Below are 15,493 nucleotides of genomic sequence, written 5' to 3' on the forward strand. Positions count from 1 at the left end.
AATGAAAGAAATATTAAAAATAGAAAATTTAACAAAAGTATATGGAAATAATACTATACTAGATGGTATAAATTTAAGTATAAGTGAAAATGAAGTGGTAAGTATAATAGGGTCATCTGGGTCAGGTAAATCAACTTTATTAAGGTGTGTAAATTTATTGGAAGAACCAACAAGTGCAAAAATATATTTTCATGGGAAAGATATATTAACTGGGAATATAAAAAAAGAAGTCTATAGACAAAAAGTAGGCATGGTGTTTCAAAATTTTAACTTATTTGATAATTTAACAGTAATAGAAAATTGTACTATAGCACCTATAAAAATACTAGGAGAAGATAAGCATACAGCTCATGATAAGGCAATAAAATATTTAGAAAAAGTAGGTATGGAAAAATATATAAATGCTAGACCTAGTCAATTATCTGGTGGACAAAAACAAAGAGTAGCAATAGCAAGAGCAATGTGTATGGAACCAGAAATATTATTATTTGATGAACCAACTTCAGCACTAGACCCAGAAATGGTAGGAGAAGTGTTAAAAACTATGACAGATTTGGCAAAAGAAGGTATGACTATGTTAGTTGTAACACATGAAATGAGTTTTGCAAAAGATGTATCAACTAGAGTAATATTTTTAGATAAAGGGAAAGTTTTAGCAGATGATAATCCTAAAAATTTCTTTGAAAATCAAGAAAATGAGAGAATAAGTAGTTTTATAAACTCTTAAAAAAATAGATACTATTTTTGAAAATCGTTTACATTTTAAATTTTATTGATAAATAATTTTAAATTATGTATAATGTAAGGCATAAGGGAGTGATTTTAATGGACAAAGAAAGAAAAATTTTAGAAAAATTAGGTATAGATGCCTTATTTTTAACAGATTATTTTAACAAAAGATATTTTACAGGATTTACAGGTACTACAGGACAAGCATTAGCAACAAAGGAAATTAAATATTTTTACTCAGATTTTAGATATATAGAACAAGCGACTGAGCAAACAAAACCTTATGGCTATGAATTTTATAAAATAGATAGAAGAGCAATAGATATATTAATAGACCATATTAAAAAACATAATATAAAAAGATTGGGATTTGATGATATGGCTATGACAGTTTCAGAATACAATATGTATAAAGAAGCATTTAAAGGTGTTGAATTAGTGCCAGCAAGTGCTGAAATGTTAGAAGCAAGAAAAATAAAATCACAAGAAGAAATAGAAAATTTAAGAATGGCAGCAAAAATAACTGATATTGCTTTTAAAGAAACTTTAAAAATAATAAAAGAAGGAATTACTGAAAGAGAAATAGCAGCCCATCTTGAATATATACAAAGATTAAATGGTGCTGATGATAAATCTTTTGAAACTATTGTTGCATCAGGTCATAGATCATCTATGCCACATGGTGTTGCAAGTGATAAAAAAATTAAGAAAAATGAATTAATAACTATGGACTTTGGTTGTTACTATAATGGTTATGCATCAGATATGACAAGAACAGTATTCTTTGGAGATAAAATAAGTGATGATGAAAAAAGAATATATGATTTAGTATATGAAGGACAGAGCTTAGGTATAGAAATGATAAAACCAGGTGTTATTGGAAAAAATGTAGACCAAGCAGTAAGAGATTATTTTGATGAAAATGGAAATATGTCTAAATATTTTGGACATAGTTTAGGTCATAGTTTTGGGTTAGAAGTACATGAAGCACCATATTGTTCTAAAATAGGAGATGAAGCATTAAAGGTAAATCAAGTTATGACAGTAGAACCAGGATTATATATTGAAGGTAAATATGGAGTAAGAATAGAAGATGATTTATTAGTAACTGAAAATGGTTATGAGTTATTAACTAAATCTCCAAGAGAACTTATAATAATAAAACCAGAATAAAAGAATAAGAGTAAAAAAAATCAATAAATTAAAAAAAGATTGATTTTTTTTTATTTAAATAAATAGTTAAATTAAAACTTTTTTTAAAAAGAATTCTTTATGATTTTCAGGGCTATTTTCTAAAACTCCGAAAATTTCAAATCCATTTTTTAAATAAAATTCATATCCTTGAAAATCAAAACTATCTAAATGAGCAATACGACAACCATATTTTTTAGCATCAGATAATAATTTATTAAGTAATTTTGTCCCATATTTTTTATTCCTGTAATTTTTATCTACCCAAAGTGTTTCTATATAAAGTATTTTCCAAAGAACTGAGCATCCAACAATTCCACCTATAATTTTATTGCTATCAGATTTGATAACATATGAAAAAACTTTATATGGTGTTCTTTGTGTTAATTTTAAACTTTCTTTATTATGTATTAATAACATATTTTCAATATAATCTATATCATCACTACTACTTTTTACTATTTTCATTGTTTAGTCCTTTCATTATATTTTCTAATTTTTATAATTGTATCATAAAAAAAAATTAAAGTTAATAGAATAAAGTTTGATATTAATATTTTTAAATACTAACTTTAAATTATTTGACAATTTAACTTAAAAATAATACTATATTGTAAAAGTTTAAATATAAGGGGAAAAAATGATAAATGAAAGAATACAAGAATTAATAAATTTAGCACAAAATATGGGGTATATAACTTATACTAATTATTTAACACCTAATGATTATCTATTTTTTGAAGATAAATATGAAGATTTAATAATTAAAAAAAGTGGTAAATTAAGAAAAATGTTAGCATTTGTACCAAATTATTTCTCAGAAAATGACGTTATTTTTCCAGAGACACTTATTAAAATATCAGTTAATAATAAATTTAGAAAGTATACAAACAAAGATTTTTTAGGGTCTATAATGGGTCTTAACATAGATAGAAAATATATAGGAGATATATTTCAAATAGATGATAATATAGCCTACGTTTATGTAGAAAATAAGGTATTAGATATTATTTGTAATAATCTTACGAAAATAGCTAAAAATACTTGTGAAATCAGTATAATAAATGAAAAAATAGATTTAGATTTTAAATATGAAATAAAAAAATATACTATTTCATCAGTAAGACTAGATAATATAGTTTCTGCTATTACTGGTATGAGTAGAACAAAAGCAAAAGAATATATACAATTTGGTTTATGTAAGATTAATTACGATGACTGTATTGATGCTTCAAAAACCATTAAAGAAGGAAGCATAATCTCTATGAAAGGTTATGGGAGATATATTTATTCAGGCATAGTAAAATACAGTAAGAAAGAAAAGCCAGTTATTGAGATTAAGACATTTATATAAAAAAAGAATGGAGTGGAGAGAATGGGAAAAATTAATGAATTTTTTTGGGTAATAATGAAAGGACTCGCTTCTGTTTTTATGATTATATATATATTTCATAGATTGTTTATGTTTTTTAAAGAAAAATTAAAAAAGTGGTGGTCAAATTTAAAGATTGATTATGTACAATCATTATTATTTTCTATTTTTATTGGTTTTATAATAATATCATTAATTATTAAATGTTTGCATATTTATTATTTGAAAAAAGTTTGTAATGTTAATATAGAAAATGATATTTATGTAGTAATTTTAATGACATATATATTAATAATTTCTATAGTAATATTTTTTATATATAGTTGGGTTCAAAGAAAGTTAGAAATTTTTAATTCATTTTGTGTAAGAGTATATGGAATAGATAATAGTAAAAATGATAATTATGTTGAAAAAACAAAAAAAGAAGAAAAAAAATATTTGATAATAGCAATGGCAATGTGTGCAAAAGATGGAGAATTATTATTAAATATTAAAAATAATAAATGGTTTGACACAAAACAATCAAGAAATTTTAGTATTTCAAGAGAAATTTTATCAGTGAAAAATAATTTAATAAGATTAAAAAATATAGAGGGTTTTTTATATATAAGAAATAATACTATAAGATTAATTGAATTAACAATTATTTCATTAGTATCATTTTTCTTACTTGAATCTCGTAAAATAATATTTGAAATTATAAAGAATATGCCTAATATTGTTGAAATTATAAGAAGTAGAGAACATACTAAATTTAATATTAGTGAGCAAACAGGATTGATGTTGTCTTTAATAGCATTATATTTTGCTTTCATATCATTAGTTTCAGGGATGAAAAATGAAAAAAATAGAATGGTTGAAATATTAAAAGAGTTATCAGATGAAAGTGATGAAAATTTATTTTATAAAATAAAACAAATATTAAATGATAAAAAAAATGTAAATACACAAATAAAAGAAATAAATGCTAAAATTGGCGAAATTAAATTTAAAGATGGATTATTTTTTAGTTTTGTTTTTCTTTTGTCATGTTCCGGTTTAATGATATGGTTAATACATAAAATTTTAAATTTACAATAATTATATAATAAGTAGCTAAAAATATCTATTTATGTTAAAATCTATTGAGGTGATTATATGAAAAAAGTTGCGGCATTTTTTGATGTAGATGGGACAATTTTTAGAAATTCATTACTTATAGAGCATTTTAAATTATTAATATCATATAAGTTTTTAAGTTATGATGCTTGGTATATATCTGTTGAAGATAAGTTTGAAAAATGGAGTAAGCGTGAAGGTGATTATGAAGAGTATTTATATGCTCTCACAGATCAATATGTTGAAGGCTTAAAGAAAATGAATATAGAAGACGTAGATTATATAGCTAAAAGAGTAATTGAACTTAAAGGAGATAACGTATATAAATATACAAAAGATAGAATAAAATATCATAAAGAGCAAGGTCATGAGATAGTAATAATATCAGGAAGTCCTAGCTTTTTAGTGAGTAAAATGGCAAAAAAATTGGGAATAGATAATTATTATGCAACTAAATATATAGTAAAAGATAATAAATACACAGGGGAAGTTATACCTATGTGGGATAGTGTTAGTAAAAACAAAGCAGTATCCGAATTTATAGCAAAAAAAGATATAGATTTATCTAAATCATACGCTTATGGAGATACAACAGGGGATTTTTCTATGTTTAAATTAGTAGGTTATCCTATTGCATTAAATCCAGCAAAAAGATTATTAAATAAAATAATTGCAGATAATGAAGTATCTAAAAAAGCAAAAATAATAATAGAAAGAAAAGATGTTATATACAATCTTAAAGCAAATCAAATAGAATATAACAGGGAGGAAATATGATACAAACGAGTAATTTATCTGTACAGTACGGAGGTAGAAAATTATTTGATGATGTAAATGTAAAATTTTTACAAGGTAATTGTTATGGAATAATAGGAGCAAATGGTGCAGGGAAATCAACATTTTTAAAAATACTTATAGGAGAAATTGACTCAACAACTGGTGAAGTTATAATTGATAAAGGTAAAAGAGTATCATTTTTAAAACAAGATCACTTTGCTTATGAAGAAGAAACTGTATTAGATGTAGTAATAATGGGGCATAAAAAATTATGTGAAGTAATGAAAAAAAGAGATGAACTATATCAAAAAACAGAATTTAGTGAAGAAGATGGTATGTTGGCAGCCGAATTAGAAGGAGAATTTGCAGAATTAGATGGTTGGGATGCTGAAACAAATGCTGAAAAAATATTAGTAGGATTGGGTATACCTATTTCTGAACATTCTAAAAAAATGAGTAATTTAATGGAATCTGATAAAGTTAAAGTATTATTAGCACAAGCTATATTTGGAAACCCTGATATACTTTTATTAGATGAGCCTACAAATGGACTGGATTTAAAAGCAACAACTTGGCTTGAAAACTTTTTGATGGATTTAGAAAATACTACTGTATTAGTTGTATCGCATGACAGACATTTTTTAAATAAAGTATGTACTCATATAGCAGATATAGATTATGGTAAGATAAAAATATTTGTTGGAAACTATAATTTCTGGTATGAATCAAGTCAAATAGTACAAGAATTATTGAGAAATCAAAATAAAAAAGTAGAACAAAAGCGTAAAGAATTACAAGAATTTATAGCAAGATTTTCTGCTAATGCTTCTAAATCAAAACAAGCAACTAGTAGAAAAAAACAACTTGAAAAATTACAACTTGAAGATATGCAAGTATCTAATAGAAAATATCCATGGATTGATTTTAAAGCAGATAGAGAAGCAGGAAATAATATGCTTACAGTATCCAATATATGTAAAACAATAAATGGAGAAAAGGTGTTAAATAATGTTAGTTTTACTATAAATACAGGAGAAAAAGCAGTATTTATAAGTGAAAATGATTTAGCAATAACAACTTTATTTAAAATTTTAGTTGGAGAAGAAGAAGCCGATAGCGGAACTTTTGAATGGGGAGTAACAACTTCTAGATCATATTTCCCGAAAGATAATAATGAATTTTTTGAAAATATTGATTTAAGTCTTATAGATTGGTTAAGGCAATATTCAATGGATCAACATGAAGAATATATTAGGGGTTATCTGGGAAGAATGTTATTTTCAGGAGAAGAAGCTAGAAAAAAAGCCAAAGTTTTATCAGGTGGAGAAAAAGTTAGATGCATGTTATCAAGAATGATGTTGTCAGGTGCTAATGTGTTGGTATTAGATAATCCAACAGATCACCTAGATTTAGAATCTATAACATCACTTAATAAAGCACTAATGAGATTCCCTGAAACTATTTTATTCACTACTAAAGATCATGAATTTAATGAAACAGTTTCAAATAAGATAATAGATATTAAAGAAGATGGAGTTGTAGAGAAATTATGTACTTATGACGAGTATATGTTTAATGATGATAAATAGGCCTTTTAAAATGAGGGCTTATTTTTTATATGATTCTAGAAAAGTTCTAAAACTATTATTTTATATTATTTAGTAATCCAATTATTATATTTTTCCATGTATCATAATGTATCGTAGAAATAACTGTAAGTATTTATTGTCATATTATCTATTATTACAAAAAATTAAAATAATATAAGATATGATGAAACATTTTATTTTTAAAAGATATATTTATACATTTAGAATTTTTAGTTGAATTTATATCATTTCATATTTTCTTTATATTGATTTTTTTAGTAAATATTAGTATAATATTACTAAGTAGGAGGAAATATTATGAAAAAAAATATAAAATTATTATTATGTAGTATGTCTAGTATTTTTATAAGTACATCAGTAACTGCAAATGATATTATTAATAAATATCCATCTACATTTGAAAAAGATGATAAAATTGCATTAGAAAAAGATTGGAAAAAGGTTGGAAATGATATAAGAAAGGCAATGAACTTGTATGGTAGAGGAAGTAATTGAAAAAGAATCTATAGAAGAAGTTGATGATAATGATACTATTATGACATCAGTTGAAATAACTTATGGACCATTACCATCACCTGATATTTTATATCAATATAAAAATGTACAGCCTGATGCACCAGATAGAATAATAAAAATGGCAGAATTGCAAACTGAAAATAGAGTAAATATGGAAACAAAAGAGCAAGAAAATGTTCATAAATTAAGAAATGAACAATCGAGTAGAGAAAATCAAGCACAAGTATTTGCGTTTATATTGTTATTATGTATGGTTTTAGGGAGTCTTTATTTAATATATGTAGACAAAGAAATTTCTGGATTTATAACCTTGGGAACAACAATAATAACAACAGGTTTAGGTTATTTAATGAGTAGAAAATAATAATTAAAGACATTGAAAAAAAATGTCTTTTTTGTTATAAAGTTTTACATAAATTTAGAAAAAACATATTATTTATTTGTGTATAAATTGTCAAAATTGATTTTAATATATTCCATATGGTATAATATTCAAATAAAATAAAAATAAATATATAGGTTTGGTGAATAATGGATTATATAAGAATAAAGGGTGCTAGAGAAAATAATTTAAAAAATATTTCACTAGATATACCTAAAAATAATATGGTTGTAATAACAGGGGTTTCAGGAAGCGGTAAATCTTCTTTGGCTTTTGATACTATTTATTCTGAAGGACAAAGAAGATATGTTGAGAGTTTATCAGCATATGCTAGACAATTTATTGGTCAAATGAAAAAACCTGAATTAGATAGTATAGAAGGATTATCTCCTGCAATATCTATTGAGCAAAAAAGTGTATCTAAAAATCCTAGATCTACTGTTGGAACTATGACAGAAGTTTATGATTATATGAGATTATTATGGGCTCACATAGGTATACCACATTGTCCAGTTTGTAATGAAAATGTTTCAAAAAAATCTATTGATGAAATAGTAAATGACATTATTTTAAAAGCAAATACAAATGATAAATTGATAATATTATCACCTGTTGTAAAAGATAGAAAAGGTAGTTTTAAAAATCTATTTTCTAATCTTAAAAAACAAGGATTACAAAGATTACAAGTAAATGATCTTTTACTAGATTTAGATGATGAAATAGTATTAGATAAAAATAAAAGACATAATATATATGCAATAATAGATAGAATAATAGTAAAAAGAGAAGATGAAGAACAAGTTTCAAGAATAACAGAAGCTATAGAATTAGCAGCAATAATGTCTAATGGGAATGTAAGTATAGAAATAAATTCTAAAAAATTTGATTATTCAGAAAATTTCATATGTCCTAAGCATGAAGATATAACATTTCCTGAAATAGTACCAAGACTGTTTTCTTTTAATGCACCTTTTGGGGCTTGTAAAACTTGTAATGGTTTAGGTTCTAGTCTTTTAGTTGATGTAAATAAGTTGATATTAGATGAAAATATGCCAATAAATGATGGTGGAGTATATGTTTGTGGTGGAGCAAGTAAAAGTAGTTGGACTTATAAACTATATTCTGATTTTTTAGCATCTAATAAAATTGATGGAAATAAATCATTTAAAGAATTAACAAAAAATGAAAAAAATATATTATTATATGGTTCTAATAAAGAATTTGATTTTAATATAAATACAAAAGAATATAATTTTAATGGAAAGAAAAAATTTGATGGTATATATGGTCTTACGGTTAGAAGATATAAATATAAAGATGCATTTTCTGAAAAATTTGCTGAAGAATTAGAAAATAAATATATGACAGAAAAAATATGTGAAACTTGTAATGGAGATAGATTAGAAAATGTTGTTTTAAATATTACCATAAATGATAAAAATATTATAGATATTACTAAACTTAGTATAAATGAAGCATATGATTTTTTTGAAAGTTTGGTATTAACTGAAAAAGAAGAACATATAGCAAAGGAAATACTAAAAGAAATTAGACAAAGATTAAGTTTTATGGTTAATGTAGGATTAGATTATTTAAGTATGTCAAGGGGAACTAAGACTTTATCTGGTGGAGAATCACAAAGAATAAGACTTGCAACTCAAATAGGTAGTAAATTAACAGGTGTTATATATGTACTAGATGAACCTAGTATAGGCTTACACCAAAGAGATAATGAAAGATTACTTAGTACATTAAAAGAATTAAAAGAGATTGGAAATACTTTAATTATAGTAGAACATGATGAAGAAACTATGAGAGAGTGTGATTATTTAATAGATATAGGGCCTGGTGCTGGTAAATTTGGTGGAGAAATCGTTGCTAAGGGAAGTCCAAAAGAAGTAATGAAAAATTCTAAATCAGTAACGGGGAAATTTTTAAGTGGTAAACTTGAAATACCTATTCCTAAAAAAATAAGAAAATCAAAAAAATATATAGAATTAAAAAATTGTAAGGGAAATAATCTAAAAAATATATCTATTAAAATACCTAAGGGAACTTTAACAGTAGTTACAGGGGTTTCAGGTAGTGGTAAAAGTAGTCTTATTAATCAAACTTTATATCCAGCCTTATCAAATAAGATATACAATAGTAGATTATACCCATTAGAATACAAAGAAATAAAAGGGTTTGAAGATTTAAAAAAGGTTATAAATATAGATCAAAGTCCTATAGGTAGAACACCTCGTTCTAATACAGCTACATATACTAAAATCTTTGATGATATAAGAGATATATTCGCAAATACAAAAGATGCAAAATTAAGAGGATATAAAAAGGGTAGATTTTCATTTAATGTTAAAGGTGGAAGATGCGAAGCATGTTCTGGAGCAGGTATAGTAAAAATAGAAATGAATTTTTTACCAGATGTATATGTAGAATGTGAAATATGTAAAGGTAAAAGATATAATAAAGAAACATTAGAAGTAAAATATAAAAATAAAAATATAGCTGAAGTTTTAAAAATGTCAGTTATAGAAGCATATGAATTTTTTGAAAAAATACCTAATCTTAAAAGAAAATTAAATACTTTAATAGAAGTAGGTATGGACTATATTTCATTAGGGCAAAGTGCAACTACTTTATCAGGTGGAGAAGCACAAAGAATAAAATTATCTAGTGAATTATCTAAAATCAGTAATGCTGATACTATATATATATTAGATGAACCTACAACTGGTTTACACTTTGAAGATATACAAAAATTATTAAGTGTTCTTAATAGTTTGGCAGATAAAGGAAATACTGTAGTTGTGATAGAACATAATCTAGATGTTATAAAATCAGCAGACTATATTATAGATATAGGACCAGAAGGTGGAGACAAAGGTGGTAATATAGTTGCTACTGGAACTGTAAAAGATATAGCAAAAAATAAAAAATCTCATACAGGTAAATTTTTAAAGAAAATATTAGGAGAATAAAATGGGTAAATTTGATATTAAAAGATTAAGTGGAATATTATATGTCATTGCAATTTTGCTGTTATTATTCATAACATTCAAGTTAATGATATTTTTATTACCATTTGTTATAGCAGCTATGATAGTAAGTATAGTAAAACCTATTATCAATTATTTAGAAAGAAAAACACATATAAGTAGTAAAATAATTAATCCAATAGTATTAATATTGTTTTATTTAATAATAGGTGGATTAATAGTTTTATTATTTTCAAAAATAATCTATGAAGGGTATAAATTTGGGACATTTTTAATAGAATCACAAAATATGATAGAAAATCAAATAGAAAATATAGTTGATATAATAGTCGAAAAATTAGATTTTTTACCAAATTATATGATAGATTTTATAAATAATTTTATTGATACAATTATAGATATTACTAGTAAATATTTTATTCCTGTAATTAAATCAGGATTAGGAATTTTAAGTTCATTACCTAAACTTATAATATTTTTTGTAATTACAGTACTTTCATCATTTTTTATGTTAAAAGATGAAAAAATTATAGAAGGTTTTTTGAAAAAACAAATTCCTAAAACATGGTTAAGTAAATTTTATGAAATAAAAGAGGGTGTTTTTAAAATGTTAATGATTTATTTGAGAACACAATTAATATTAACACTTTTATGTTTCGTAGAATTAATAATAGGGCTTAATTTAATAAATATATTTATACATCACATAAATTATGTATTACTATTTGCATTTATAATTGGAGTAGTTGATGCATTACCTATGATAGGAGCAGCAGCAGTAATAATGCCATGGGCATTTATGGAAGTATTTTTAAATGGAAATTATGTATTTGCATTATCTTTATTGGCATTAAATTTAACAATAACACTTATAAGACAAACATTAGAACCAAAACTTATGAGTAAAGGTGCTAAAATTAATCCATTATTAACATTAATAGCAATGTATAGTGGATTTAGAGTATTTGGGATAATAGGATTTTTAATAGGACCAGTAATTATGTCTATATTAAAAATAGTATTTTATGAAGAGATACAATATGGATTTTTCAAGTTTTTAATAAATGAAAAAAAATAAAAGGAGAATAATGAAAAAAATTCTAAGAATAATAAAAATAATATTTTTATTATTTGTAATGTTTGTGTCGTATGCTATTTATGTAGTAGGAATACAAACTCACAACACTAAAAATAAAGAATTAAAAGTTAAAAAAGGAGATTTAATTTCGAATATCTATGGAAATTTAAATATAAAGTATGGTATAATAGACAGAATCTTTTTCAAAATAAATAAGGAATATGAAATTGTAAAAGTGGGAAGATATATGTTTGATAGAAATTTAACTAAATATGAACTAATAAAAGTTTTACACATGTCTAAACCGAATAATATAAATGTAACTATACCAGAAGGTTTTACTTCTGAACAAGTATTAGAAAGAATAGCATCATCAGGATTAGCAACAAAAAAAGAATTACTAGAAACACTTAAAAATTATAATTTTTATTATAAACATAATGAAGTATTTGAAGGCTATTTTTTCCCTGACACATATTATTTTAATGAAGAAGATACTCCAAAAGAAATATTTGATAAAATATTTGGGCATTTTTTAGAAAAATACCCTATTCGTGTTTACGATAAAGATAAGTTTTATGATATATTAATATTGGCTTCAATAATTGAAAAAGAAGCTGGAGGCAGTGATGATAGAACTAAAATATCTGCTGTATTTCATAATAGACTTAAAATTAATATGCTTTTACAGTCGGATGCAACTTTAAAATATGGTTTGAAAAGAAATATTTATAAAAGTGATTTAATGAGTTCTAATTCTAAGTATAATACATATAAACATAAAGGTTTAACACCAACTCCTATATCAAATCCAGGAGAAGAAAGTATTTATGCAGCAATGAATCCTGCAAAAATTGAAAGTTTATATTTCTTTATGCATGAAGGGAAAACGTATTATTCGAAAACACACGAAGAACATTTAAGAAAAAGAAAAGAAAGCGGGCATATAAAATGAAAAAAACAATAATTATATCATTATTAGCTTTGGTATCATGTGCCAAAATAGCAACAAATGATGATTTTAAATTTGAACAGAAACGAGTAATAATTGATGAAAAAAATAAATATGAAAAAATTAGAGAATATTTTTCTAATCTTTTAGCTAGTGCTTTAAAATCAATCGATGAAGAAGCGAATACTGAAGCAAATGCTGAAGTTGATTTTGAAACAGTATTAAAAAATGGAAAAATTGAAGAAGGTTTTTCAGTTGTTTTAGCTAATGGAGAAACATTAACTGTCGGTGAAATTGATCCTGAAGTTGAGCCCGAAACTGACATAGATGAAAAATTTAAAGATGGTTTTTCAATGGTTTTAGCTAATGGACAAGTATTAACTGTTGGTGAAGTTAAACCTGGTGAAGTTACATCTGGTGAAGTTACATCTGGTGAAGTTACACCTGAAACTCAACCAAAGGTAGAACCAAAAGTTAAACCTTATATTGAACCAGAAATTGAAAAAAAGATACACGGAATTAGAGTTAGGGTAAAATTATCATATGGTAATCCTGAAATAATAAAAGGTAAAGATTTTTATTATGTAAATGGTAAACCATATAGAGGTATAGTATATAAAAAAGATGGATTAGTAATTAATGAAGTAAATTTAGAAGAATATTTATATTCAGTAGTTTCAGCAGAAATGCCAACATATTTTGGTACGGAAGCATTAAAAGCACAAGCAGTTGCAGCAAGAACTTATGCATTAAATAAAATAATTACAAATAAAAATAAAAGTAATTTATATGATGTAGATGATACTGTAAAATTTCAAGTATATAGTGGGGCATCTAATGAAGAAAAGAAAGTTACAGCCGCAGTAAATAGCACTAGAAGTCAAATTGCAACATATAATGGAAAACCAATATTAGCACTTTTCCATGCAAGTTCAGGAGATAGAACAATGTCAGCTAAGGCAGTTTTTAATGTGGAAAAACCATATTTAAAAAGTGTAGAAGATTTTAGTAGTTCACAAAAATGGACATATAGAATTTCTAAATATAGTTTAGAAAAAAAATTCGGAAGAAGCTATAATGTAATTACTAATCTTGGAAAAAATAAAATAAGAAGAGGACTAGGTGCTAGTAAAATTAAAAGTAATAACTTTAGCATGCATTTAAGTAATGATGGAATTGTGTACTTTTATGGTAAAGGTTCAGGACATTGTGTTGGATTATCACAATGGGGAGCTAAATATTTAGGACAAGTAAGAAAATATAATTATGAAGAAATATTGAAACACTATTATAGAGGGATAAGTATTACCAAAATAGGAGAAAAATGAGTAAAATTTTAATTGCTTTTTCTGGCGGACCAGATTCAGTATATTTGTATCACTATTTAAAAAAACAAAATCATGAAATAGGTATATGTTATGTTAATCATAATGTAAGAAAAGATATTCAAAATGATATTGATTTTGTAAAAGATTTTGCTATAAAAGAAAATATATTTTATTGTATAGAAAGCATAAATTTAGAAAAGTTTAATGAAGATATAGCAAGAAACAAGAGATACGAAATATTAGAAAAAGTAAGAGAAAAAAATTCTTTTGAATATATTGCAACGGGTCATAATCAAAATGATAATGTGGAGACTATAATTTTTAGAATTATAAGGGGAACGGCATTAGAAGGATTAAAAGGAATACCAGCAAAAAGAGGTAATATTATTAGACCAATATTAAATATTTCAAAAGAATATATACTTTCATATTTAAATGAGAATAATATAAAATATTTAATTGATTATACTAATTTTGAAAATGATTATAGTAGAAATAAAATAAGAAATCAAATTTTACCTATAATGAAAGAAATAAATACTAATTATTTATCAAATATTTCTAATTTGATAGATTTAGTAAATGACGTAGAAAATAAAGAAAATAGAGAATATATATATAAAGAATTAAAAAAATATAATATAGCTGTGAGTAGTAATAAAATATACGAAATATTGAGTATAAAAAATAAAAATGGGACTAGTATAGATTTAAATGAAAAGTATATTTGGTATAGCAGTTATGAATTTTATGGCGTATTAGATAGAAGTAAAATGAAATCTAATGAGTTTTTGTACAAAATAAATTTAAATGAAAGTCAAAATGTAAACGGTTATGAAATATCTTTATTTGAATATAGTTATATTAAAAAATACCTTGAAAAAAAAGAGTATAAAATATATAATATAGGAAGTATCAATAAGATTTTTGTTACAAATAGAAAAAATGGGGATAAATTAGATAATAAGAAAATCAAGTCTATATTTATTAATTTAAAAATTGATAGACTTGTTCGTGATATAATCCCAATATTAAAAACAAGTAAAGAAATACTTTCAATAGCAGATATTAAATTTTCTAAGAAACTAAATCAAAAATTAGAAGAAAATTCTAATTATATTGTGATAAAAAAGGATGGTAAAAATGGAAGAAAATAAAGATAAATTAAATGAAACTGAATTTGAAAAAGAAATAAATAAAGAAGAATTTAAAAACGAAGATGAAGTTAAAGTAGACTCTGAAATCAAGAATACAGAAAAAAAAGAAACTTTTAACAATGAAGATGAAAATGACAAAAATAAAGACAGTGAAAATAATAAAAATCCTAAAAATGATAATGAACTAGATGAAGAAGAATTATTTAGAAAAAAAGTTGAAGAATTAAGAAAAAGAAGTGGAAATAAAAAGCCACCATTTTCTAGTATGACATTTTTCATTTTAATATTTGCAACTATTTTAGGT

Annotated in this window: 15 protein-coding genes; 14 read left to right on the plus strand and 1 reads right to left on the minus strand. The window is 24.3% G+C overall.

Annotation, left to right across the window (positions count from 1 at the left end; translation table 11 throughout):
- Positions 1 to 10: 10 nt before the first annotated feature.
- Positions 11 to 727, plus strand: a complete 717-nt coding sequence (locus AWT72_RS02080; protein ID WP_197407588.1) for an amino acid ABC transporter ATP-binding protein — start codon at positions 11 to 13, stop codon at positions 725 to 727.
- Between the two features lie 98 nt (positions 728 to 825).
- The gene (locus AWT72_RS02085; RefSeq protein ID WP_067140070.1) at positions 826 to 1,902 is read left to right on the plus strand and encodes a M24 family metallopeptidase; all 1,077 of its coding nucleotides are present in this window, start codon (positions 826 to 828) and stop codon (positions 1,900 to 1,902) included.
- 66 nt (positions 1,903 to 1,968) lie between these two features.
- Here the strand turns inward: AWT72_RS02085 and AWT72_RS02090 are convergent, their stop codons facing one another.
- Positions 1,969 to 2,388: a GNAT family N-acetyltransferase gene (locus AWT72_RS02090; protein WP_067140071.1), complete on the minus strand. Its 420-nt coding sequence runs from the start codon at positions 2,386 to 2,388 to the stop codon at positions 1,969 to 1,971.
- A 172-nt stretch (positions 2,389 to 2,560) separates the two neighbouring features.
- Between AWT72_RS02090 and AWT72_RS02095 the strand changes: the two genes are divergently transcribed.
- The 12 genes from AWT72_RS02095 to AWT72_RS02150 form a co-directional block, all read left to right on the plus strand.
- Entirely contained in the window at positions 2,561 to 3,274 is a 714-nt protein-coding gene (locus AWT72_RS02095) for a YlmH/Sll1252 family protein (RefSeq protein WP_067140077.1), read from the plus strand.
- A gap of 21 nt (positions 3,275 to 3,295) precedes the next feature.
- The gene (locus AWT72_RS02100) at positions 3,296 to 4,372 is read left to right on the plus strand and encodes a hypothetical protein (RefSeq protein WP_067140081.1); all 1,077 of its coding nucleotides are present in this window, start codon (positions 3,296 to 3,298) and stop codon (positions 4,370 to 4,372) included.
- A gap of 57 nt (positions 4,373 to 4,429) precedes the next feature.
- Positions 4,430 to 5,167 (plus strand): HAD family hydrolase, encoded by a 738-nt coding sequence (locus tag AWT72_RS02105; RefSeq protein WP_067140083.1) that lies wholly within the window; start codon positions 4,430 to 4,432, stop codon positions 5,165 to 5,167.
- Complete coding sequence (locus AWT72_RS02110) at positions 5,164 to 6,756, plus strand: ABC-F family ATP-binding cassette domain-containing protein (protein WP_067140086.1); 1,593 nt, start codon at positions 5,164 to 5,166, stop codon at positions 6,754 to 6,756. The genes AWT72_RS02105 and AWT72_RS02110 overlap by 4 nt, the downstream gene beginning before the upstream one ends.
- 318 nt (positions 6,757 to 7,074) lie before the next feature.
- Entirely contained in the window at positions 7,075 to 7,272 is a 198-nt protein-coding gene (locus AWT72_RS02115; RefSeq protein ID WP_067140089.1) for a hypothetical protein, read from the plus strand.
- Positions 7,253 to 7,657: a DUF2335 domain-containing protein gene (locus tag AWT72_RS02120; RefSeq protein ID WP_067140091.1), complete on the plus strand. Its 405-nt coding sequence runs from the start codon at positions 7,253 to 7,255 to the stop codon at positions 7,655 to 7,657. Before AWT72_RS02115 ends, AWT72_RS02120 begins: the two co-directional genes overlap by 20 nt.
- Positions 7,658 to 7,821: 164 nt before the next feature.
- Positions 7,822 to 10,656 carry an excinuclease ABC subunit UvrA gene (gene uvrA / locus AWT72_RS02125; RefSeq protein WP_067140094.1) on the plus strand — a complete coding sequence of 945 codons (2,835 nt, stop codon included), beginning with the start codon at positions 7,822 to 7,824 and terminating at the stop codon, positions 10,654 to 10,656.
- A gap of 1 nt (position 10,657) precedes the next feature.
- Positions 10,658 to 11,752, plus strand: coding sequence for a sporulation integral membrane protein YtvI (gene ytvI / locus AWT72_RS02130; RefSeq protein WP_067140096.1), 1,095 nt, complete (start codon positions 10,658 to 10,660; stop codon positions 11,750 to 11,752).
- 10 nt (positions 11,753 to 11,762) lie between these two features.
- Positions 11,763 to 12,707, plus strand: a complete 945-nt coding sequence (mltG, locus tag AWT72_RS02135; protein ID WP_197407586.1) for an endolytic transglycosylase MltG — start codon at positions 11,763 to 11,765, stop codon at positions 12,705 to 12,707.
- Entirely contained in the window at positions 12,704 to 14,032 is a 1,329-nt protein-coding gene (locus AWT72_RS10195; RefSeq protein WP_067140104.1) for a SpoIID/LytB domain-containing protein, read from the plus strand. Before mltG ends, AWT72_RS10195 begins: the two co-directional genes overlap by 4 nt.
- Positions 14,029 to 15,189 (plus strand): tRNA lysidine(34) synthetase TilS, encoded by a 1,161-nt coding sequence (gene tilS, locus AWT72_RS02145; protein WP_067140107.1) that lies wholly within the window; start codon positions 14,029 to 14,031, stop codon positions 15,187 to 15,189. The genes AWT72_RS10195 and tilS overlap by 4 nt, the downstream gene beginning before the upstream one ends.
- Positions 15,176 to 15,493: hypothetical protein (locus AWT72_RS02150; protein WP_197407587.1), on the plus strand; the 318-nt coding region annotated here is incomplete at its 3' end. The genes tilS and AWT72_RS02150, both read left to right, overlap by 14 nt.

Source organism: Oceanivirga salmonicida, from assembly GCF_001517915.1.
Lineage (GTDB): Bacteria > Fusobacteriota > Fusobacteriia > Fusobacteriales > Leptotrichiaceae > Oceanivirga > Oceanivirga salmonicida.